Here is a 20,227-nt window from a genome sequence, read left to right as displayed (position 1 = left end):
CCCCAATCCCGTCGCCGCGCCGGTTTCCGGCGAGACACACGACATCGACCCGGCGCTGATCGCCGCCATCGATCAGGCCGTCGCCCGTCAGGTGCGTCCGCTGCGCGAACAACTCATCGCCGCGCAGGATGAGGTCCGGTTACGCGACATCCTGGGCGGGCTTGGCTACATCCTCGGTCTGACCGGGCTTGCGCTCTGGTGGCGCAGCCGGCGGCTCGACACCCAAACATGAGCCAGACCACCTTGCTCATCCCTCGCGGGTCGGGCTGGATCACCGTCAGCGATCCCCGTCTGCGCATCGTCGCCGCCCTGTCGTTCGCGCTGGTCGCCGTCAGCCTTCAGCACCCGCCGGCGCTGCTGGCCGCCTTCCTATTCGCCGCCGCGCTGGCCGCCAGCACCGGGATGCGCGCACCCGATCTCTTGCGGCGGCTTCTGGCCCTGGAAGGCTTCATGCTCGTCCTGCTAATCACCCTGCCCTTCACGGTGCCCGGCAGTCCCTGGATTGCGTTCGGCCCTCTCGCCGCCAGTCAGGAGGGACTGGCGCTCGCCGTCACGATCCTGCTGCGGGCCAACGCCGTGGTGCTGGTGCTGCTCGCCCTGGTCGGCAGCCTGGAACCGGTCGTCTTCGGTCATGCGCTGGCGCGGCTGGGCGTGCCCGAAAAACTGGTCCATCTCCTCTTGATGACGATCCGCCAGATCCATCTGCTGCATCAGGAATTCATCCGTCTGCGCCAGGCCATGCGGGCGCGCGCCTTCGTTCCGCGCAGCGATCGGCACACCTGGAACAGCTATGGCTGGTTGATGGGCATGCTGTTGGTGCGCAGTCTGGCGCGCTCGCAACGCCTGCTGGCGGCGATGCGCTGCCGCGGATTTCAGGGCCGACTCTATCTGCTGGATTCGACCCATTGGGAGCCTGCCGATACCGCGCTGGCGCTTGGATTCGCGCTGTTTCTCGGCGGCCTGACGACTCTGGACTGGCTGGCATGACGGCGCCGCTGCTCGAACTGCGCCAGGCCACCTTTGAGTATCCCGAACGCGCCGTCCTGAACCGCGTGGATTTCACGCTCAACGCGGGCGACCGGGTTGCGCTGGTCGGGCCGAATGGTGCCGGCAAGACCACCTTGCTGCATCTGCTGGTCGGTCTGCGGCGTCCGAGCGCCGGGCAGGTGCTGGCGTTTGGCGAGGTGCGCCGGAGCGAGGCCGATTTCCGCCCGGTGCGGGCGCGGGTCGGCTTGCTGTTCCAGGATTCGGACGATCAGTTGTTCTGCCCGACCGTGCTTGAGGATGTCGCCTTCGGACCGCTGAATCTGGGCCGCCCGCCCTCGGTCGCGCGCGACGACGCCCTGCGAACGCTGGAAGCGCTCGGGCTGGCCGGATTTGCCGAGCGCATCACCCATCGTCTGTCCGCCGGCGAAAAGCGACTGGTGGCACTGGCCACCGTGCTCGCGATGAACCCCGAGGCGCTACTGCTCGACGAGCCGACCAACGGTCTTGACGAGGCCACCGAACAGCGTCTCGTCGAACATCTGTCCGGGCTGGATCAGGCTATGATCATCGTCTCTCACGACCGGCGGTTTCTGGAACGACTGGCGACCCGCGCCGTGCGGCTGGCCGATGGACGCCTGACGGACGCCATCCTGCACAGCCACGGACACAGCCACCGACACGCCCATCTCCATCTGCACGCGCCCGGCGTCAGCGCCGAGCACGAACATGATTCGACCGTGCCAGCCTACGCGGACCATCATGCCCCGGATGAGCGCTGATGGCCATGGCCGGACGGGAGATGTGCCCCGTCCGGAACCTTTTTCCAGCAGGTGGGACGGGAGTGATCGACGACGGATTTCAGTTTCTCTCGGTCGCGAAGCGAAAGGGCGCGGCGAGAATGCCTTCCGGGGTATAGAGCAGCACCCTGGCCTCCCAGATCATGCGCGCGCGCGCACACACTGGCAGCATGCCCTGACCGGCGTAACGTCCCGACCGCACTTCCTGAAGCGACACGCGATTGAAGCCCATGTTCATGTCGACACCGACGAAATCCACCTCGACAGCGGTCGTCGCGAAGCCGCTGGCCTCGACACTCAGCCGCAGTGGCGTCGCGATGGGGATGGCACGGGGTTCGATCGCAAAGCTGACCGCGCTGCCATCCGGGAAACGCGCCGTGCAGGGACCGACGCGCAGATCGCAGTCGGGATCGGGTTCCGCGACCTGAAGCAGCGGCGGATGCAGAATCGGCCAGACCTTCTGCACGGCAACCGCGACCACCCCCGCTAGCAGCAGACCCAAGACGCCCCACAGCAGGATGGTCGTGCGCGTCGGAGAGGGCGTGACTGTCCGCATCCGGCTCAACGCATCTGCCGCCACCAGCGATTGACGATCTCCGCCACATCCAGATCTTCCGGACCTTCACGCCAGCTCCGCGACAGGGGCGCGTCATGGCTGGCCGGCGCCGGATTCGGCGGATGGACCAGGATACGCGAGGGCAGCAGCGCCGCATCACCCACCGCCAGCACCTCGCCGCGCCGCAGCGAGGCCAGCATGTCGGCCAGATTCTTCGCGCCCTCTGGCAGCAGACGGCGGACATACTCCTGATCGTCGGCGTTCGAGATGCGCAGACACAGATAATTCCCGCATTGCGAGAGCACGGTCTCCGACAATTCGGTCGGTCGCTGGCTGACGACACAGAGCGTCACGCCGTATTTGCGCCCCTCCTTGGCGATCCGCTCCATCGCGCGGCGCGTGCCGACATACTGGGTGTCGGCATCGCGCGGGATGTACTGGTGGGCCTCCTCGCACACCAGCAGCAGCGGGAACTCGTGGCGGCGCGGATTCCAGTAGTTGAACTCGAAGGCGAGCCGTCCGATCTGGGCCGAGACGACCGGGCGCAGATCGACCGGGATGGGGCTGAGATCGATCACCGTGACCTGACGCTTGGGTTCGCCCAGTCCGACGAAGTCGCGCAGCAGTCCTTCGAGACTGGCGGAGCTGCTGTGTTTGCGGGGATGCAGGAAAAAATCGTAGCGGGCATCGTTATACATCGACTGAAAACGGACCAGGAAATCGTCGAAGGCGCCGTACAGCGGTCCCTTGACCTTGCCGAATTCCAGCTTTTCCTCATTGGCCTTTTTGAACTTCTGATACAGCTCCTCGATGGAAAAATAGACCGGCGAGTCCACCGAGAGACGTTCCAGACCCATGTGCTGATTCGACTGGCGGCGCAGGCTGTAGAGCGCCTCGCGCAGAAAGGCGATCTGTACCGTGGCGTTGGCGTCTGTACGGTCGATGAAAAGATCGACCAACTCGGCATAGGTGAGCAGCCAGTAGGGAATCTCCAGCTCGCGGGCATCGAGATGCCGCGCGGTCTGGTCTGGAAACACGCCCTCGTAGGGCGCGCTGGGAGACGCGCGCCAACCGTATTCGCCATGCAGATCGAGCAGCACGATGTGCGAGCGGGGCATGGACGTGACCACCCGTTGCAGCAGGCTGGTCAGGGTCCAGGATTTACCCGCGCCGGTCTGACCCAGGATGGCGAGATGCCGACCGAAGAGCGCCGAGGGATCCAGGCACGCCTTGAGCGTCGGCCGGGTGGACAGTCGGCCCAGTTCCAGCGCGCCCTCCTGTTCGCGCACCAACAGGGCGGCGAGACGACTGCTGGCGATCAGATGCACGGCCGCGCCGATCAGCGGGAAACGACTGACGCCCGGTTCGAGACGGCCATCCGCGCCAATCTCGCCGAGCGCGATCAACTCCAGACGCCGTTCGCGGACAATGCCCCGCCGCCTCTCGGGTGCCGCCGGATCCTGAACCGGGCGGCGCTCGATCGTCTCTTCCAGGCTGCGCGAGACCTCGGCGAGCAGGTGCCCGGCCCGATCCCGCACTTCCACCAGACTGCCCAACTGGCCGATGGGCAGGGTTTCCTGACCCAGAGTGACGAAGGATGGAAAACCTTCTTCCGCCGGAAACAGGGTGACCACCAGGCGGCCTCCCTGAATGTCGGTGATGCGGCCGATCAGACTGGATTCCGGCATAGCCATAACGGGTAAGACTCCACGGGGTTGAACAGACGACTCATGCACAATTGTCGCCGAAGATCGCCGTCAACGCTGGAACGTCATGACGAACGGCGCCGCTTTTGTTGAGTGTCGGCGCCGCTAGGCGAAACAGATGAAAATCGAGACTTGCTAAATTAGAAAATGCTTATATAATAACTAACCATACTTAGCCATTAACCAGAAAGGAGATGTACCATGGGTGCACTTGGAATTCTTGCCGCAGTTGCCGTCCTGGTTGGCGGTGTTCAGACCACAATGGTGATGTCGGAAAGCGACCGCCTGGCGGCCGAGGCAACGAAGGAGCCGGTGGTCGAAGTTCAGGCCGTCAAAACCGATACGTCCCGGTCGTTCGATTTGACCGAACGTTAAATCGGCTCATCCTCGCCGGCCACCAGCCCCGCCGCCCCGCGCGTCGGGGCTTTTTTTCGATCCCGCGAGACGACATGACGAATCCTGACGAAACCATCCGTTTTAGCGTTTCGCTACCCAAGCCGCTCCTCGACGAATTGGATCGGCGGGTGGTCGGCAAGGGTTATGCCTCGCGCTCGGAACTGGTCCGCGACCTGATCCGCGAGCGGATCGTGGAAGACACCTGGGAGCGTGGCGACGAGGAAGTGGCGGGCGTGCTGACCATCGTTTACGACCACCATCAGCGGGAATTAACGCAGCATATCCTGGATATCCAGCATCGTCAGTATGTCCATGTCGTGGCCACCACGCATGTGCACATGGACCATCATAATTGCCTGGAGACCATCATCATCCGCGGGATGCCGGCGGAGATCGAACGGCTCAGTCACGAGATCGGCGGATTGCGCGGGGTGCGCTTCGCCGAACTGACGCGGGCGTCCAGGATCCAGAATTAGAGGCGGGAGACGTTCAGGGTCTGCTCCAGCTCCGGCTGCTCGCCGTCGCCCCTGCAGGTCTGACGCAGGGCCTGAATATCCCGCGCGTCCCGGCCGATCGCGACCCGCAGATAGGTCGCGTCGGCGAGCAATCTCAAGGAAGGATCGAAACCCCGCCACCCGCCTCCTGGAATCAATACCTCGACCCAGTGATGCAGCGTTTGCGGACGCGGCTCGGTGCCGGGCGGATCCTCGTCGTCAGGGTCGAAGTAGGACGCATCGAGATACCCGGAGACAAAACGGGCGGGGATCCGCCACTGACGCATCAGGGCGATCAGCAGATGCGCCAGATCCGCCGCAGTGCCACGCTTGGCATCGAAGAGCGCCGGCAGTGCGGTCACCGAGGTCTCCGCGGCGGGATCGAACTCGGCGATCTCGGCGATCCAGTCGAAGGCATCCCGCACCTGCTGAAACAAGGGCACGCCGTCGCGCAGTCCCGGTACCGCAAGGCCCGCGATCCGCTCCGGGAGCGCTGGCGTCAGGACGCCCTGATGCAGCACGAAATCCCACAGCCGCGGGGCCTGACGCAGACTGTCGGCGATCCAGGCCAACTCGCGCGCGGGCGGAACCTGGGGGAAATCGAAGGGGTTCTCCCGTTTCGTCTCGACCTCGGCGACCATGGAAAATCTCAACTCCCGATGGGCGCCCAGCACGGCAAAATGGTGCGCGAGATTGCCGAAGCCGTCATACCCCGCGACCGCCAGCACCTCGGGCTCGACCGCGAGCATGATCCGGATCAGCGACTGGCTCTCGTCATCCCAAGGCGCCAGACGGATCTGGACATGATGCTCGCGCGCAGCGGAGGCGAAGCGAATGCGACAGGCTTGCTCAATGTGATATTTCACTGGGCGTCCCCAAGGTGAGCGTCAAAATAGTCGGCCTGCAACGCATCGCTGAATTCCGCCAGCCGCGCGAGGAAATCGTCCAGATATTCATGCAGTCCCTGATCGATGATGTCGTTGGCGGTGACACCCGAAAGATGTCCGCGCAAGGCATGCAGCCGATCCGTGACCGCGCCATCGGGCACATGGCCGATGCGCCCGAGCGCCCGTTCGATCCCTTCCACGCAGTAGGCGAGCGAACGGGGATAATCTGGATCGAGCACCACGAATTCAACCACCTCGATCGGCCGGATTCCGCCCTGGTATTGACGGCGATAGGGCTCAAAGCCGGAGAGCGATTTGAGCAGCGCGCCCCATTGGTAGTAGTCCAGGGGAGACCCCACCAGACTCAGGTCGGGCAGCAGCAGGTGATAACGCACGTCGAGGATGCGCGCGGTCATGTCGGCGCGTTCCTGAAGGCTGCCGAGCGCGGTGAAGCCGTAGGCCTGACCGCGCATCATGGTGCTCTGGCTCAACCCGAAAAAGGTCGCGACCTCACGATGCACGAAGGCGTAGAACTCCGCCGCCCGCCAGGGCTGTAACGTCGCCGCCAGATGTTTGTCCGTCGTCAGCCAGAACTGGTTCAGGGTCTCCCACATGGCGTTGGAGATCCGGTCGCGCACCACGCGCGCGTTCTCGCGGGCGAGTTTCAGGCTGTTATGAATACATCCAGGGTTTTTGCGATCCTGGGTCAGGAGATGGATCACCCGTTGCACCGTGATCCGCCCGTCCGGGTGGAATTCCTCATAGAATTCATCCGCGCCGACGATCGCCAGCAGCGGCTTCCACTGCATCTCCTCGGTGACGCCCTCGTCGGACTCCAGCATGTGGACAACATTGATATCCAGAACGCGCGCGGTGTTATCGGCCCGCTCCAGATGACGCGACATCCAATACAGCGATTCGGCAATTCGGCTCAGCATCGTCAGTCCGCCAGCACCCAAGTATCCTTGCTACCCCCGCCCTGCGAGGAATTCACCACCAGCGAGCCCTTGGTCATGGCCACGCGGGTCAAACCGCCAGGAACCACCTCGATCTCGCTGCCGAAGATGGCGAAGGGGCGCAGATCCAGATGACGCGACTCCAGTTCGCCGTCCAGATAGCAGAGATGACGCGAGATCTGGACGACCGGCTGGGCGATGTAGTTGCGCGGATTTTCCTCAATCTTGCGGGCGAACTCGGCGCGCTGGGTCGCGCTGGAGGATGGTCCCATCAACATGCCGTAACCGCCCGACTCGGCCACCGCCTTGATGACCATTTTCTGCATGTTATCGAGCACATAGGTGCGATCCTGCGGATCGGTCATCTGATAGGTTGGCACGCTGGCCAGAATCGGCGCCTCGCCCAGGTAATAGCGGATGATGTCGGGGACATAGGCATAAACCGCCTTGTCGTCGGCGATCCCGGCGCCCGGCGCGTTGGCCAGCGCGACATTGCCAGCGCGCCAGGCATTGATGACGCCCGCCACACCCAAGGTCGAGTCCGCGCGAAACACCAGCGGATCCAGGAAATCGTCGTCGACCCGCCGGTAGATGACATCGACTTGTCGCAGACCGAGCGTGGTCTTGAGATAGATCTTGTCGTTCTTGCACACCAGATCCCGCCCCTCGGCGAGTTCGACACCCATTTCCTTGGCCAGGAAGGTATGCTCGAAATAGGCCGAGTTGAAGATGCCGGGCGTCAGCACCACGATCACCGCCGACTCGGCCCCGCGCGGCGACAGGTGACGCAGCGCCTGTAACAGCAGGTCCGGATAGTGCTCGACCCGACGCACCCGATAGCGGGCAAAAAACTCGGGCAGGATGCGGCGCTCGATGATGCGGTTTTCGATCATGTAGGAGACGCCGGACGGGGTGCGCAGATTGTCCTCCAGCACCAGATAGCGACCGCCCTCGTCGCGGATCAGATCGACACCGCTGATATGGGTGTAGATGTCGTGCGGCGGGCTGATATCCATGATCTCGCGCCGGAAATCCTTGCCCCGATAGATCAGCTCCGGCGGCACCACGCCGTCCTTGAGGATGCGCTGGCCGTGGTAGAGATCCTTCAGGAACAGGTTCAGCGCCCGAATGCGCTGCTTGATGCCCGCCTCAATCTGATTCCATTCGCCGGCAGGGATGACCCGCGGCAGGATATCGAACGGCCAGACCCGCTCGATCCCCTCGTCCGCGTCGGAATAGACGGTGAAAGTCACCCCTTCGTTATGCAGGGCGAGGTGCGCGTCCCGCGCCTTTGTTCCGAGCATCTGCTGCCCGGCGATCTGAATGTGCTCCCACATCGGGAGATAGTGCTCGCGGGGACGGAAATCGTCCTGATAGAACTCGTGAAAGGCCATGACCGGACCCTCGTTGCGATCCTGCAATTGCCCGGTGCCGCCGGATTGGAACTGTTTCAGCATGGCGAGAAAGCCCCCTCGACCTGGCCTGTTTCTTATCGTTAACTTACATCAAAAAACATGCCACACCCTGCCTGAAGCCGTTATTCAATGGAAATTCAATCGTCACAGCTCCCTAGACCTCCCGTGGCGCGTGACAAAATCGCTATTCGCCTGCCTGAATTGAGGCAAAAGGCCGAACCGAGTCAAAAAACGCACCATGAAGGTGCGAATATTGGATCCGATTCGCGATGGATAAAATGCAGTCAGACGTCCGCGCGCTCCGCATCACCTAGACGCACTTGGCCAATGTCATCCAAGCTCTTCTGCAGCTTGAGCCGGTCCAGTGAGTTCAATGGTAGGCTGACGAAAATCTTGATCCGGTTTTCCAGTTCCCGGAAGGTCTGACGGAAAGCCATGATGCACGCCACCTCATCGCCCTCAACCTCAGCGGGATCAGGAAGCCCCCAATGCGCGGTCATCGGCTGCCCCGGCCAGACCGGACACAGTTCTACGGCGGCGCGGTCGCAGACGGTGAAAACAAAGTCCATCCTGGGCGCATCCGCTTCGGCGAACTCGGACCAATCCTTGCTGCGCAGTTCGTCGGTCAGATAATTGTTACGCCTGAGAACTTCCACCGCCAGGGGATGAACCTCCCCTTTGGGGTGACTGCCGGCACTGTAGCCGCGAAAGTGACCGCGACCGTACCGATTGATCAGGCTCTCGGCAATGATGCTGCGTGCCGAGTTGCCGGTGCAAAGAAAAAGGACATTGTAAATTTGATCGGCCATTTTAGAGGGTACCCGCATCGGTCGGATAAGGTCTGTCAGAGCGATCCGTTGCGACCGATCATCGGTCACCAGGTTCGCCACGCATTGCCGCGAAGACGCTCCACCAAACGCGCAAACTCGATGAGGAATTGGGAGTTTGATCGGGCATCACGGACGGCAACGGCACATCCTCGCCGATCTTTATGACGGCATTATGACGTTTTGTTGTCGATCCAATGATTTAAACCGTGTCCAGTATGGCCGGCGAGACGCAGCTCAGGAGCCGCCTTCACCGTAGTAGTTGCCGATATAGTTCTCGAACTTGGTGTATTTGCCGAGAAAAGTCAGGCGCGTGGTGCCGATCGGTCCGTTGCGCTGTTTCGCGATGATGATCTCGGCGATCCCCTTGTCGTTACTGTCCTCGTTGTAGACTTCGTCGCGATAGATGAAGACGATCAGATCGGCATCCTGCTCGATGGCGCCGGATTCGCGCAGATCCGACATCACCGGACGTTTATTCGGACGCTGTTCGAGACTGCGATTGAGCTGCGAGAGCGCGATCACGGGCACGTTCAGTTCCTTGGCCAGCGCCTTCAGCGAACGCGAAATGGCCGAAATCTCGGTCGCGCGGTTTTCGGTGGATCCCGGTGCCTGCATCAATTGCAGATAGTCCAGCACGATCAGCCCCAGATCGTTCTGGTCGCGTTTCAGCCGCCGTGCCCGCGCGCGCACCTCGGTGGGCGACAGCGCCGGCGTGTCATCGATGAACATGGGCGCGGCGGAGAGGATGTTCACCGCTGAGGTCAGACGCGGCCATTCGTCGTCCTCCAGCTTCCCGGTCCGCACCCGATGCTGATCGATCCGCCCCAACGAGGACATCATGCGCATGGCGAGCGAATCGCCCGGCATCTCCATGCTGAAGATGGCGACCGGACGCTTGGACTGAATCGCGACATGCTCGGCCATGTTCATCGCGAGACTGGTTTTGCCCATGGAGGGGCGGCCGGCCACGATGATGAGATCCGCCGGTTGCAGTCCCGAGGTCATCTCGTCGAAGTCCGAGAAACCCGTGGCAAGACCGGTGATCGCCTCGTCACGTTGATAGAGCAAGTCGATCCGCTCGACCGCCCGGCTCAGCAGGGTTTTGATGGGCTGGAAACCGCCGCCGCCGCGCGCCTCCTGCTCGGCGATCGCGAAAACCCGTCGTTCCGCGTCGTCGAGCAATTCGGCGGCGTCGCGCCCCTGGGGGTTGTAGCCGCTGTCGGCGATCTCGACGCCCGCCGTAATCATCTGCCGCAGCACCGAGGTCTGCCGCACGATCTTGGCATAAGCCTTGATATTGGCAGCGCTCGGGGTCTCGTTGGCCAGAGTGCCGAGATACGGCAGGCCGCCGGCATCCGCCAGTCGCTCGGTGCGCTCCAGGGTCTCGGCCAGGGTGACAACATCGAAGGGCTGATCGCCCGCCGCGAGCTTGGCGATGGCACCGAAGATCAAGCGATGCTCGCGCCGGTAGAGATCGCCTTCGGTGACCATGTCGGCAACCCGGTCCCAGGCGCTGTTATCGAGCATCAGCGCGCCGAGCAGGGATTGCTCCGCGTGGATGTTGTGAGGCGGAACCCTCAGCTCGTCGAATTCGGCCTCGGCCAGCGACATCGCCATTCCGTCATCCGATCAGACTTCGGGAATGATCTCGAGCTTAATGATCGCATTCACATCGGTGTGGAGATGCAGCGTGATCTCGTACTCGCCCGCCGAACGGAATGGCCCGCTGGATAGACGCACCTCCGCCTTATCGAGCACGTAGCCGGCTTCGACCGCCGCCGCCGCGATATCGGCGGCTCCAACCGAGCCAAACAGGCGCCCCTCATCGCCAGCCTTGCGCGCGACCGTCAGACGGATGCCGTCGAGCTGTGCCTTGCGAGCCTCGGCGGCCGCCTGGATTTCAGCCGCGGCCCGCTCCAGTTCGGCGCGGCGGACCTCGAACGCTTCCAGGTTCTCGGCGGTCGCCGACACGGCAAAACCGCCGGGAACCAGATAATTCCGGCCGTAGCCAGAACGTACTTTTACCTTATCCCCGAGCACACCCAGGTTGGCAACATTTTTCAGCAGGATGACTTCCACGATAGATTCCTCTCAAAATTCGTCTGCAAGTCGCAGTTTGGCTGTCTCAGCCAAGACTCTTGGCTCGCCGCGCGACACGGGCACGGATGTCTGCCCAGATATCGATCAATCCAACACTGGCCGTCAGGAATAGAGCCTGCGGCATGAATAACACCAACAGCACGTACAAACTCACGATCCAGGTCACGCGCGCGCCAGCGATCTGACGCACCCCGTGCGCAACGGCAAGTCCTTGGAGAACCAGCAGGATTCCCAGCACCAGCACGATATCGGCAACCAGACCGGCGCCTCGCTCGAAGCCCAGCAGAACCAACAGCAACAGGATCGGAATCCCAACGATACGGCGCAGCCTAAATGATTTGAACTCCGCGCCGAAGCCTCCGGGATTGTACAAGGCAGCCTGCCACCAACGAGCAATGAACAAACCTGCCAGAGTCTGAACGACGAGCGCGGCGGCAAAGCTGCCGGTCATCCATTTCGCCAATTCGCTGAACAATGCCTGGCTAACGTCTGCTTGGACGATACTGTCGTTTACCAGCGCTTGCTGGAAAGGCTCCAGCAGTTGCAGCCAGTAGGCCGCCGGGTCGCCGACGAAAGCGTGCAATGCAAACACCAGCGTCAGGCCGAACATCACTGCGAGTTGAACGGCCATGACCAGCGATCGCGAGGATCTCAGCACGATGGCAAGAATCCAGATCGGCATCCAGAACACCGCCAGGATTCCAAACGCCGGCCAGGGCGACCCTAATGCCAGCGCGGAGAGAACGCTTGCGCCCAGCGTCGCCAGCCCCACGACCAGCAGCCCCGGCACGCCCCCGCTGCGCAGCGTCACCAATCCAACCGCCGCAGCGCTGATTGGTCCCAACAGGGGCATCAGCAATGATAGGAGCGCGGCCATGGCAGCCACGAGCGCCGCCTGCGAGTAACCCCGCATGATGAAGTTAGCCAAAGGCTTCATCGTCGATGGACAGAACCAGATGACATCAACAGGGGCAGCAAGCAGCGCCCGGAACCTTGCCTGCTCCAACCGACAGGGTTCCAGGACACTGTGACTGGCTCAGTGGCCGTCGGTATAGGGAAGCAGGGCCAAAAAGCGAGCGCGCTTGACGGCCTGCGCGAGCTGACGCTGGGACTTGGCCGAGGTTCCGGTGATGCGGCTCGGCACGATTTTGCCAGACTCGCTGACATAGGCTTTGAGCAGATTGAGATCTTTGTAATCGATCTCCGTAATGCCCTCGGCGGTAAAACGGCAGTAACGTTTGCGGCGAAAAAAGCGGGACATAATAGTTCTCCGTTACGGGAAGCTTAAGCGTCGATTCCGACAGACAAGGGATCAGTCGTCGCGACCGGAATCGTCATGGCGGATGTCGTCGCTTGATGCGTCGACACGCTCACGCTCCTCGCCAGCCTTGGTGAGCGGAGAGGGTTCTGTCACTGCAGCGTTGCGATGGATGATCATGTTGCGCATGACCGCGTCATTGAACCGGAATGCGCTCTCAAGCTCATTGATGGCTTCCTGATCGCATTCCACATTCATGAGCACATAGTGCGCCTTATGTACTTTATTGATCGGGTAGGCTAGCGGGCGCCGCCCCCAGTCTTCCATGCGGTGAACGATTCCGCCACGCTTCTCCAGATTGCCCTGGTAGCGCTCAACCATAGCGGGCACTTGTTCGCTCTGGCTTGGGTGGACCAAAAAAACCACTTCATAATGTCGCATTGCTGCTCCCTTCGGATTGACAGCCTCCCGTCGTAACAGTGAGGCAAGGAGTTTCCCGCCAAGACGGGTAATCCGCCATCATACGTGAAATTGTCGCGCATTAAACCCCCATGCCGCGCAATTCTTCCAACCAAACCCTGCTTGATCAAAATTCTAGCCTGGATCACACTGTTGCAGCTAAAATAAAAATATTAGGGGACAGAAATGAGCATTGAGCACGATTTCGTTTCGCTTCGTAGTTCCAGCCTGAGCGCCAGCCTGAACGACGAACAGGTCGAAGCGCTGGCCAGAATCTCGCATTGCCGCCGCCTCGCGGATCGGGAGATCATCATCCAGGAAGGAAACGTCGACAACAGCCTGCACGTGATTACCGAAGGCGCAATTGCCGTCACGCGCGATCTTGGCAAGGGCGAATACACGACCATACACGTTTTACACACTGGCGACCTGGCTGGCGAGATGGGGTTCATCAGCGGTCAGCCGCATACCGCAACCTTGCGCTCGCTTGGTCGAACCCAGGTTTGCAGCTTCGAGCGGGAGGCGTTCGAATCGCTGCTCATGGACCATCCCTGGCTGGTGTATCGCGTCATGCAGACCATCGTTCAGGTCAGCCAGGATATCCTCCGGCGCATGAATGCACAGCATGTAGAGCTCACCAAATACGTCAGCCGTTCTCACGCACTCTATTGAACGCGAGAACGCTGGCGCATCGGAGTCGCAGACTCGACTCGGGCAACCATCGCCCTAACGCGATGGCGTATCCTGCAAACGATTCGGATCTGTTGCGTCGCCGCGTCGAAGCCCTGTTGAGCATGCTTCAGACGCGCCCTACCCTGCTTGAGCATCGCACGCCCCATGCCTTCCGCGAGCCATGGGTCTCCGACGCCCGCGCGCGCGGTTCTCCGGAATTGCATGCCCCACCTTGGCAGACCATCGAGTCTACATACTGGCCATCCTGTCAACGCGGTGGCGTGCGCCATCCCGGCCACGGCCCACAATCAAAACATTACATTTTTTCGGTGTCTCAATCGGCTGCCTAACAAGCACGCAATCCCCGCATGTCGGTACAATGACGCCGAACCATGATGGGCGCGGCTCTAATGACCGGAGCCACGCAGCAATTCCTCGTAACGATCCTTGAATGCCGCTTGGCGCAGCCGCGACGCCTCCTGCTCGGTCGACGCCAGCGGCGAATCCCGCCAGAGGTTTTCGGCATGATCAAAGGTCGAATAGCGGTAACCGCGACCGACCTTGAAAACCTTGGTCACATCGTTTCCCGCCTGCTCCATGGCATCAAGCTTGCTTAGACCTGCATTCGACATCGCCGCCGAACTGGACTGGCGCTCGACATCCTCTCGCTCCGCAAGGTGAAAACGGTTGTTCTGAATCTCGCCGTGGGTGTCCAGTTCCACCGAATCCACCCCCGGCAGACGCGTCAGGAGGTAACCTGACATCATCATTGCGAGCTTCTCGTTCTCGGACTCCAGGGCCGTCAGCAGCTTGTCGGCAACGATCTGGCAACGCTGGAGTCGATCTGGCTTCTCGACCCACTCGCGGCTCATCTGCCAGCCCCGGTTCATATCCTGGTCGAGTTGCTCATAAAACGCTTCCGCTTGATTCAGGAGTGAATCCGGTACTCCGATCTCATAAGATTGATCATCGATGATGGCCTTCAGGATCATTCGGTGCCTCGTCATGATATGCAACCACCGTGTATCGGTTGTCGTTATTCTATACCTTACATGAAGCGAACAGGATCTCCCCATGCTCCTCACGATCCCGGAACTGCTCAATCCCGCCCAACTTGCAAAGATCCACGAGACGCTCGTCGGCGCCGATTTCGTCGACGGCAAACTTACTGCCGGTTTCGCCGCCGCGCGAGTGAAACGCAATGAGGAACTGCGTCCCGAACCAGCGCGCATGCAACGTCTGATCCGTATCCTCATGGCGAGTCTCGGTCATCACCCGACCTTCCGTTTCGGCGTACTCCCTCACCGGGTCGCCGATCTCATCTTCGCCCGCTATCAGCCTGGGATGGCCTATGGCGATCATGTCGACGATCCGATCATGGGATCCGACGGACCAAGGTTTCGCAGCGATGTCTCCATGACTGTCTTTCTCAACCAACCCGAGCAATATGATGGCGGAGAACTCGTCATCCGCACCACGTTTGGGGAACAATGGGTCAAACTCCCCGCCGGCGATGCAGTCGTTTACCCCTCATCAAGCCTGCACCGAGTAGCGGAGGTAAACCGGGGCGAACGCTTGGTGGCGCTGACCTGGATTCAAAGTTACGTGCGCGATCCGGCCAAGCGCGAACTGCTCTATGAACTCAACCAGGCGCGCGAATTTCTGCTAAAGGATGCGCCTGACAACTTAGCCACCGGTTATGTGGATCGCTCCTACGCCAATCTGCTGCGGATGTGGGGGGACGTTTAGAACGCATCCGAGCAACCCGAGCCCTGCCGCCAGGAAGATGCGCGCGGGTCGCCTTGAAGATAGCCGGACCAGGATGGACTCTCCTCGCTAACCTTGACTTCGAGCAAAATAAACAACACGATCAACCTCAGATCAGAGACAAGCCCCAGCGAACATTTCAGGGATGGAGGATGAACGATGAAGATCAGATTTGTGACGGACCACCATGGCTTTACCCTGGTGGAACTCATGATCGCCGTCTCCATCGTCACGATCCTCTCGGCAATCGCTCTGCCCTCTTATCAGAAAGAGATCCGGCGCTCCAGACGATCGGATGGCCAGATAGCCTTGATGGCGATTGCCATCGCGCAGGAAAAAATGCGCAGCAACTGCACGCAGTATGCCGTTACGTTATCAGGCGTGACGCACTGCGATACGGATGGACCAAGCTCCGCGCTCGGTATCAGCGCAACCAGTCCGGAAGGTTATTACCGTCTGTCAATCTCCGGAGCGAGCGCAACCGGCTTTATCGCCAGCGCCGTCCCGATCGGCCATCAGGCAAAGGATGCCGCTGGCGGCGTTTCCTGCGATCCACTGACCATCGATCAGGACAGCAACCGTGAGCCAGAGGCATGCTGGTGAGCAAAACAGGTTTCTTTCATCATGCGCGACGCCGACGCTTCAGTGCGCGTGATCGCGCTTTCGGGACACCTCATCGCGGCGTTACAGACTCGCGAGGTTTCACCCTCCTGGAGCTGCTGGTTGTAGTATCCGTGCTGGCCGTCCTGATGCTGATCGCCGTCCCTTCCATGCAGGCGATGCTCACGCGCAATCATCTCAAGGCAGCGGCGCAGTCGATCGCCGAGGATCTGCAGTGGACGCGCTCCGAGGCGATCAAACGCAATCGGACACTGCGAGTCGCCTTCGATGTCCAGCCGTGGTGTTATGGCATCGGCGAGGATGCAACCGCGAACTGCGACTGCCGGCTGGCGCCGGAAGAAGAAGGCGCCTGCTCGCTGAAACGACGCTCCGGGGTCGATTTTCCAGACATCGGCCTGTCGGCAACCTTTGCCGGCACCAGCTTCGACCCCCGTCGCGCCACGGCCAATAACGGTACTCTGACCCTGACCGCCAGGAACGGCTCAAGCCTCAAAATCGTACTCTCGCGACTGGGCCGGGTTCGGATCTGCTCGCCCTCGGGCGCTTTAGCAGGCTATGCGTCATGCGGAAACTAACGCCTCAAGCCGGGCGGACCAGGCCCCTTCCCCACGCCGCCCGCCAGCGTCCGGCGCAATCCGGACTGACCCTGATCGGCCTGACGATCGGCATGGCCGTCGGCATCCTGGTACTGACGGGCGCGCTGTCCGTCTATCTGATGATCGTGAAGGGCGCGCGCGATAACATCCAGCAGGCTCGGCTGAATCAGGAACTGCGTGCCGCCCTAGAAATCATGCAGCAGGACATTCGGCGGGCGGGCTATTGGGACTTCGCCGATACCAATACGGACGGCGACGCCAACGCGGACGGTGCCCTGACTTGGAGCGATTTCGGCGTCGACGCAGACGGTTCCGGCACCTTCGACACCAATGGCGATGGCGCGACCGACGCACAGGATCTGCATCCGCTCAACAATCCATTTCAACGCCAATACGGCACCATCAACAACGACCTGTGCATCGGCACCGACTCCGGCACGGGTGCCTGCGTCGAGGCGCAGTGTACGGAGAATAATGCGGCGGGAGATTGCCTGACCTGGATCCAGGCCGGTGGCTGCGTCACCTATACCTACGATCTGGACCAGGACGGACGGATCGGCACGCGCGCCTGCAACCCTGACGAGGACGCGACTCATTGCCCCCGGCCTACCGGCGAGCCATTCAATGCGGGCAACCATGAACCGTATGCCTGGCGCCCCTGGTATCCGCCCGCCGAGGCGGACAAAACAAAGGCGATCGCCATGGAAATGTTCGGCTATCGTCTGCTGCGTGGTGGAATTGACATGCGCGTCGGCTGGTTCAACCACAACGATGTCAGCTTCGGCTGCGACAGCGGACGCTGGGAAGGCATCACCAGCTCGGACATCGTCATCGCCAACCTTGAATTCAGACTCACGACCCTGTTACGCAACGCCAATCCGTCCAAATCGAGAACCGATACCTGCGCGACCGGCGATCCCTGCCAGCGGATTCGCTCGATTGGCATCACCCTCACCGGCCATCTTGCCCAGGACGACAGTACGCGGCAGACCCTGTCCGCACTGGTCGCCGTGCGCAACGACTGCTATGTCCAGACTCCCTGAGCCATGAGACGGATCTTGCGATGAGCCACTGGAAACCTCACCCGCGTCACCGTCAGTCCGGCGCCATGACCCTTCTGGTCGGGCTGCTTCTCCTCATCGGCGCGGGGATACTCACCTTTAGCGCCACCCGCACGAGCGTCATCGAGCAACGCATCGCCAACAACGAATTCCGTGCCCGGGAGGCTCAGCAGGCCGCTCAGGCGGGACTCGAATATGCCCTGGCGTGGCTGGCCGAAAATCTCTGGATCGCCGGAGACTCCGAACCGACACCCCCACCTGTCACCGCCGCCAGCGGCTATGTGTATCGGACGCGGCTGACGTTCACGAAACAGATCAATGGCGTCTGCGCGCGGGCGCAAGTCACCGCCACGACCGAGCCGGAAATTCTCGCGAACGCATGGGAATGCTTCAATCAGACTGGCTTATTCGATTCGACCATTGCCACCACCATGCCACCGCCCCTGGCGATTACGGGTTGTCTGGCGGAACCGACCGAGCCGGCGGAACTTTTCGTCCTCAACGCGAACGCGGTCATGACCGGCAGCGCCGCCAACGCGAGCTGCCTACCCCAGGGCTCTCTTGATATCTCATCCTGGAGCGACACAAACGACAACCGCATCCTGGAACCCCTGGAGGAAGGCGCAAGCGCATCCTTCAATCGGACGGCGTTCGGCGGCTGCCCCGGCACTCTCTGCGCCTGGAACCACCTCTTCGACATGACGCTTGATGACGCCAAAACGGCCGCGAGCGTGTCAGGTCATGTGTATACCAACCACATCCCCTGCGGAGCCGCCGCGCCGCCGGGTATCTATCTGATTCAAACGACCGCGCCCATCGATACGGTGGATCTCGTTGGTTCCTGCTCGGGAGAGGACGGCGTCGACGACGACACCATTGGCACGCCGCGAAAACCCATCCTCTTGATCGTTCCCAAAGAAAGCGGTTGTCCATCCTTCAATGAAGGCGTCAGGATTCACGGGATTGTCTACTATGAATCGGCTACCGCCTGCGCGACTCAGGGCTGGGGAGGCGCTAGCGTTCATGGTTCGGTGATCTGGGAAGGCGATGCTGGCGCACCCGCGACGAACGCTCGCTTCATCGAGACCGATTATGGGGCCGGGAGCAACTTGAACGACGCCTTCCAGACGATCCGCGGGGCGACCCGCATTCCTGGAACCTGGCGCGATTGGGAATCTGACTGACGAGTACATAGACGGAGGCATATCAACGATGCTCAGACAGACCAAAGGAAAACAACGGGGCTTTAGCCTTGACGAGGCATTGATCTCGCTCGCGGTGCTCTCTTCCGGGCTTCTCTCGCTCGCCCAGTTCCAGGGGCAAATGCACGAAAACAGCAGTCAAACCAAGACCCAGACCACGGCTGTCAACCTCGCGCAACAGAAACTCGAAGCGCTCCGCGACCAGGCGTCCACAAATTACTCCGGCATCATCGACAGTCGCGATATCCCCCAGGCCCATGCTGGCGACAACACCGGTTTCAGGCGCCATTGGACAGTCACCCCCCACGCCTCGCCCGCCTACAAGGAAGTCAGCGTCACCACCGACTGGCAGGCGTTCGACGGCACGGAACAATCGGTGACCATCAGTTCTTACCTGGCCCCCAGCGCACCCTTTACCGGCGGTCTCGGCAACCTCCCAACCATGAGTGGCCGAGAAGCCGATGACGCCGAACAGCGCCACCGGGACGAGGAGTCGAACGTGGCCAATCGCTCCGACGCGGGCGCGGAATCCGACGGGGAAGGTGCCTGGCCCATTGCGCAGGCAACCTGCATCTGCAAACGCAGCGGATCTAGCCAACAGGCGCAGCTCGATGCACGCAGTAGCCACCCGGATTGCTCGAATACCTGCTGCCAGAACAGTTGGAGCGCAAGTTCGGAAGGAGCCTGCAACAGAGAGGATTGCGAATTCGTTGCGCAATGCAGATCCGGGTGAATCTGGACTGCCGTCGCACAGATGTGGCCCCGAGGCTTCACGGGCAGGGCAGAATGGCGGCCAACGCGCGATCGCTGCCATCCGCTCCCTGGCAACTTTACGCCCAAACCTGTTCGTGTCGACAGTCGCACCCATTGGCGTCCATGAAACGAACGGAGCGGTTTCTAAATCCGCCAATCGGTCCGATCAACCCAAGAAAATTCGTCGATCACAACACCCGTTCCGCACTCGATTCGAGGCGGCGCAGAGATCTTACGGCAGAAATGCCTTGCCGAATGGCTCAGTCTTCGGCAACATAAGAGGAGTGCAGTGTTTTCTTGTAGTGTTCCGGTCGTTCATCCTCTCCGCAGTGCGTGGCAGATCCTTCCGAGATCCTTCCGAAATAGCGAGACAGTCGTCTGCACATACACACGTTCAGTTTCATTCTAGAGATTACCGAAATGGCTACAGGTACAGTTAAGTGGTTCAGCGACGAAAAGGGCTTTGGCTTCATCGCCCCTTCCGACGGTTCCAAGGACGTCTTCGTCCATCACAGCGCCGTCCAGGGCAGTGGCTTCAAGTCGCTGGCCGAAGGGCAAAGCGTCTCCTACGATGTCGAGCAAGGTCAGAAAGGCCCGAGCGCAACCAACGTCGTCCCACAGTAACTCCGGGCGGCAGGCCTGACTGCCTAGCCCAGGGAAGCCCCGCCCCATGGCGGGGCTTTTGCATTTCAGGCCCGTCGAATCGGTGGCCTG

At 61.3% G+C, this 20,227-nt stretch carries 24 protein-coding genes and 1 pseudogene; 13 read left to right on the top strand and 12 right to left on the bottom strand.

The genetic code is table 11. The features are described from left to right. From CCR95_RS16925 to CCR95_RS16915, 3 genes and pseudogenes are all read left to right on the top strand, one after another. Nucleotides 1-232: pseudogene (locus CCR95_RS16925) on the top strand (hypothetical protein); the annotation flags it as partial. Next, nucleotides 229-987 (top strand): cobalt ECF transporter T component CbiQ, encoded by a 759-nt coding sequence (cbiQ, locus tag CCR95_RS16920; RefSeq protein WP_201096454.1) that lies wholly within the window; start codon nt 229-231, stop codon nt 985-987. The pseudogene CCR95_RS16925 and the gene cbiQ, both read left to right, overlap by 4 nt. Then, nucleotides 984-1,766 (top strand): energy-coupling factor ABC transporter ATP-binding protein, encoded by a 783-nt coding sequence (locus tag CCR95_RS16915; protein ID WP_201096453.1) that lies wholly within the window; start codon nt 984-986, stop codon nt 1,764-1,766. The genes cbiQ and CCR95_RS16915 overlap by 4 nt, the downstream gene beginning before the upstream one ends. 79 nt (nt 1,767-1,845) lie before the next feature. Here CCR95_RS16915 and CCR95_RS16910 read toward each other — a convergent pair whose 3' ends face one another. Both CCR95_RS16910 and CCR95_RS16905 read right to left on the bottom strand, forming a co-directional pair. Then, a complete protein-coding gene (locus CCR95_RS16910; RefSeq protein ID WP_201096450.1) occupies nt 1,846-2,340 on the bottom strand; it encodes a hypothetical protein in 495 nt (164 codons plus the stop codon). A gap of 5 nt (nt 2,341-2,345) precedes the next feature. Continuing rightward, the gene (locus tag CCR95_RS16905; protein WP_201096449.1) at nt 2,346-4,034 is read right to left on the bottom strand and encodes an ATP-binding protein; all 1,689 of its coding nucleotides are present in this window, start codon (nt 4,032-4,034) and stop codon (nt 2,346-2,348) included. A 213-nt stretch (nt 4,035-4,247) separates the two neighbouring features. Between CCR95_RS16905 and CCR95_RS16900 the strand changes: the two genes are divergently transcribed. Next, complete coding sequence (locus CCR95_RS16900; protein WP_201096445.1) at nt 4,248-4,421, top strand: hypothetical protein; 174 nt, start codon at nt 4,248-4,250, stop codon at nt 4,419-4,421. A gap of 74 nt (nt 4,422-4,495) precedes the next feature. Further along, nucleotides 4,496-4,918 carry a nickel-responsive transcriptional regulator NikR gene (nikR, locus tag CCR95_RS16895; protein ID WP_201096443.1) on the top strand — a complete coding sequence of 141 codons (423 nt, stop codon included), beginning with the start codon at nt 4,496-4,498 and terminating at the stop codon, nt 4,916-4,918. Here the strand turns inward: nikR and CCR95_RS16890 are convergent. From CCR95_RS16890 to rpsF, 9 genes are all read right to left on the bottom strand, one after another. Continuing rightward, a complete protein-coding gene (locus CCR95_RS16890) occupies nt 4,915-5,802 on the bottom strand; it encodes a transglutaminase domain-containing protein (protein ID WP_201096441.1) in 888 nt (295 codons plus the stop codon). The genes nikR and CCR95_RS16890 overlap by 4 nt on opposite strands. Further along, complete coding sequence (locus CCR95_RS16885; RefSeq protein ID WP_201096440.1) at nt 5,799-6,761, bottom strand: alpha-E domain-containing protein; 963 nt, start codon at nt 6,759-6,761, stop codon at nt 5,799-5,801. The genes CCR95_RS16890 and CCR95_RS16885 overlap by 4 nt, the downstream gene beginning before the upstream one ends. 2 nt (nt 6,762-6,763) lie before the next feature. After that, nucleotides 6,764-8,236: a circularly permuted type 2 ATP-grasp protein gene (locus CCR95_RS16880; protein WP_201096438.1), complete on the bottom strand. Its 1,473-nt coding sequence runs from the start codon at nt 8,234-8,236 to the stop codon at nt 6,764-6,766. A gap of 242 nt (nt 8,237-8,478) precedes the next feature. After that, nucleotides 8,479-9,003, bottom strand: coding sequence for an arsenate reductase ArsC (locus CCR95_RS16875; RefSeq protein WP_201096437.1), 525 nt, complete (start codon nt 9,001-9,003; stop codon nt 8,479-8,481). A gap of 255 nt (nt 9,004-9,258) precedes the next feature. Beyond that, nucleotides 9,259-10,641, bottom strand: a complete 1,383-nt coding sequence (dnaB, locus tag CCR95_RS16870) for a replicative DNA helicase (RefSeq protein WP_201096435.1) — start codon at nt 10,639-10,641, stop codon at nt 9,259-9,261. 12 nt (nt 10,642-10,653) lie between these two features. Continuing rightward, entirely contained in the window at nt 10,654-11,103 is a 450-nt protein-coding gene (gene rplI, locus CCR95_RS16865) for a 50S ribosomal protein L9 (RefSeq protein ID WP_201096433.1), read from the bottom strand. Between the two features lie 46 nt (nt 11,104-11,149). Next, nucleotides 11,150-12,130: a hypothetical protein gene (locus CCR95_RS16860; protein ID WP_338115419.1), complete on the bottom strand. Its 981-nt coding sequence runs from the start codon at nt 12,128-12,130 to the stop codon at nt 11,150-11,152. Nucleotides 12,131-12,160: 30 nt separating this feature from the next. Further along, the gene (gene rpsR / locus CCR95_RS16855) at nt 12,161-12,385 is read right to left on the bottom strand and encodes a 30S ribosomal protein S18 (RefSeq protein WP_014777696.1); all 225 of its coding nucleotides are present in this window, start codon (nt 12,383-12,385) and stop codon (nt 12,161-12,163) included. Nucleotides 12,386-12,436: 51 nt separating this feature from the next. Next, nucleotides 12,437-12,823, bottom strand: coding sequence for a 30S ribosomal protein S6 (gene rpsF / locus CCR95_RS16850; protein WP_201096431.1), 387 nt, complete (start codon nt 12,821-12,823; stop codon nt 12,437-12,439). 204 nt (nt 12,824-13,027) lie between these two features. Between rpsF and CCR95_RS16845 the strand changes: the two genes are divergently transcribed. Beyond that, the gene (locus tag CCR95_RS16845) at nt 13,028-13,513 is read left to right on the top strand and encodes a cyclic nucleotide-binding domain-containing protein (RefSeq protein ID WP_201096429.1); all 486 of its coding nucleotides are present in this window, start codon (nt 13,028-13,030) and stop codon (nt 13,511-13,513) included. 407 nt (nt 13,514-13,920) lie between these two features. Here the strand turns inward: CCR95_RS16845 and CCR95_RS16840 are convergent, their stop codons facing one another. After that, nucleotides 13,921-14,505, bottom strand: a complete 585-nt coding sequence (locus CCR95_RS16840) for a hypothetical protein (protein WP_201096427.1) — start codon at nt 14,503-14,505, stop codon at nt 13,921-13,923. An 82-nt stretch (nt 14,506-14,587) separates the two neighbouring features. Here CCR95_RS16840 and CCR95_RS16835 point away from each other — a divergent pair, with 82 nt between their 5' ends. The 7 genes from CCR95_RS16835 to CCR95_RS16805 all read left to right on the top strand — a co-directional run bounded on the left by CCR95_RS16835 (nt 14,588) and on the right by CCR95_RS16805 (nt 20,137). Next, nucleotides 14,588-15,262: a Fe2+-dependent dioxygenase gene (locus CCR95_RS16835; RefSeq protein WP_201096425.1), complete on the top strand. Its 675-nt coding sequence runs from the start codon at nt 14,588-14,590 to the stop codon at nt 15,260-15,262. A gap of 177 nt (nt 15,263-15,439) precedes the next feature. After that, nucleotides 15,440-15,883 carry a type IV pilin protein gene (locus tag CCR95_RS16830; protein WP_201096424.1) on the top strand — a complete coding sequence of 148 codons (444 nt, stop codon included), beginning with the start codon at nt 15,440-15,442 and terminating at the stop codon, nt 15,881-15,883. Next, nucleotides 15,880-16,476, top strand: a complete 597-nt coding sequence (locus tag CCR95_RS16825; protein WP_338115418.1) for a GspH/FimT family pseudopilin — start codon at nt 15,880-15,882, stop codon at nt 16,474-16,476. Before CCR95_RS16830 ends, CCR95_RS16825 begins: the two co-directional genes overlap by 4 nt. Continuing rightward, nucleotides 16,464-17,540 carry a PilW family protein gene (locus tag CCR95_RS16820; protein ID WP_201096420.1) on the top strand — a complete coding sequence of 359 codons (1,077 nt, stop codon included), beginning with the start codon at nt 16,464-16,466 and terminating at the stop codon, nt 17,538-17,540. The genes CCR95_RS16825 and CCR95_RS16820 overlap by 13 nt, the downstream gene beginning before the upstream one ends. 20 nt (nt 17,541-17,560) lie before the next feature. Beyond that, nucleotides 17,561-18,742, top strand: a complete 1,182-nt coding sequence (locus CCR95_RS16815; protein WP_201096418.1) for a PilX N-terminal domain-containing pilus assembly protein — start codon at nt 17,561-17,563, stop codon at nt 18,740-18,742. Between the two features lie 28 nt (nt 18,743-18,770). Continuing rightward, nucleotides 18,771-19,493, top strand: a complete 723-nt coding sequence (locus tag CCR95_RS16810; RefSeq protein WP_201096416.1) for a hypothetical protein — start codon at nt 18,771-18,773, stop codon at nt 19,491-19,493. A gap of 440 nt (nt 19,494-19,933) precedes the next feature. Next, entirely contained in the window at nt 19,934-20,137 is a 204-nt protein-coding gene (locus tag CCR95_RS16805) for a cold-shock protein (RefSeq protein WP_014778158.1), read from the top strand. Nucleotides 20,138-20,227 lie beyond the last annotated feature (90 nt).

The organism is Thiocystis minor (assembly GCF_016653465.1).
Taxonomy (GTDB): Bacteria; Pseudomonadota; Gammaproteobacteria; order Chromatiales; family Chromatiaceae; genus Chromatium; species Chromatium minus.
This window is presented reverse-complemented; position numbering and strand designations above follow the sequence as displayed.